Raw genomic sequence first — 1,680 nt, 5'->3', positions numbered from 1 at the left:
GGCCGGGTGGCCGGGTGGCCGGGTGGCCGGGTGGCGGGGTGTGGTGGGTGTGGCCTGGGTGGTGAGATCGCCGCGGTCGGTGGAGCGGATTGTGACGGGTTGGTGGTGTCTCTTGCGGGTCGAGCGGTACGTCAGGGCCGATCGTCGTGCTCATGGCGGGATGGGGCGTGGTCGGTTCGAACCGGATCTGGAGGGTCTGGCCTGCCATGGTGGCCTGGGGAGGGATGCCGGGGTGCCGATCGTTTGCTGGCACGACGCTGATTCCGGCGTCAGTGACGTGCAGTCCGATCCGCTGGCCAGGGTGTTCTTCCAGGGTCTTAAGGAGCAGGTTTTTCGGGAGCGTCGCATGGGTGGTGATCTTGTTCAGTGTCGCGGGCGTCAGCCGGTGGTCGGGATACTTGCCGGGCGGCGGCCGGTAGTGCCGGTCCTTCCGGTCTGTCATGTGGAACCGGATTCCGTTCGAGATCGCCTCCAGGCGTACCGGGGGGGCTGCGGCGGCTTGCCGCGGCCGCGGCGAGCGGTTCGTCGCGGTGGGCCGTGTCGGCCCGTGTCTGGTTCGGTGGTTCAGTGGGCACCGGGGTTCGGGTGGAGAGCCGGTATCGGTCTGTCGCGGTCAGGGTGGCTGCCTCATGACCTGCCTCGGTGCGCAGTCCGCCGACTGCGGGCATGCCGGGCTCATGGGCTGCCGCGGTCGGGACCTGTTCGACCGTGTCCGCCGGCACGGGACCTTTCAGGGCCGTGAGGGGAAGACCTGGTGCGTGGCCGGGCGCAGAGGTGATGACGGCGGCCTTCTGCTGCACGGCTGCCGCGTCGCCGGCGACCTTTGCGACGTGTTCATCGAGCAGCCGGGAAGCCTCGCCGGCCCCGGAGCCGAGTACAGCCCCGACCACGGTGAGGGGCATGGCGAGCTCGCGGAGCCGGCGCAGCGCGGTCGCTCTGGCCAGCTGGTCGGTCCTGTCGTAGCGGTAGCCCGAGGCCGGGGCGACTTCGGCAGGGGGCCAGTAGCCCGGAGCCGGCAGAGAACCGCAACGCGCTCGAGGTCGGACCGCTGCGCTGGGCGAAGGTCCCGATCGGTATCAGCTCATCATCTGGCACCGCGTCGTCGTCAGGCTTCAGCCGGCCTGAAGGTCAGCACCGGCGAGCAGCGGCACCCGCCTCATGGCGGGCAACAGCCAGGCCACGCTCGCCCTACCCGGCCCGGGGCCTACGTCGTGCAGACACGCGGCACAAGCACCGAAACCTCGCAGCCGCCGCGTGCGGCCACGAAAATTCACCCACCGCCAGTCCTTGCCGGAGAAGTCCCGGGCCCCGGTCGCCCGCTGCGACACCCCCGTGCAGCGGCCGCTCCACGGCCGGTGCGAGCAGGGGGTACCAGCCGGCCAGGGCCGCAGCCGGACCGCCACAGGCCCCCAACCGCCGTCCACATCGGCGGCCTCCTCCACCACCCACCGGCAGGCCGGCACCAATACGGACACCGCCCTCGCACCGCGGTCCTGAGAAACGGATTCGCCCACCCCGCTGCTCCAGCACACCGCCATCCCACACCGCATGCCCGTGCCACTGCGCCGCATCACCCGGCAGGCTCGACGCGACGTACGGTCACCAGCCGGTCCGGTTCATGTCTGCCGCGCCGCTCCTCCCACACCGCGCGAGCCTGCTCGCGGGCCACGCGGACGCCGA

At 71.4% G+C, this 1,680-nt stretch carries 1 pseudogene; it reads right to left on the bottom strand.

The annotated features are described in order from the left end of the window. Positions 1 to 442: pseudogene (locus tag ACFVU3_RS39995) on the bottom strand (hypothetical protein); the annotation flags it as partial. Positions 443 to 1,680 lie beyond the last annotated feature (1,238 nt).

Origin of the sequence: Streptomyces sp. NPDC058052, from assembly GCF_042885515.1 — a bacterium.
Classification (GTDB): domain Bacteria; phylum Actinomycetota; class Actinomycetes; order Streptomycetales; family Streptomycetaceae; genus Streptomyces.
Note: the sequence above shows the minus strand (reverse complement) of the source record. Positions and strands in the feature narration are given on the sequence as shown.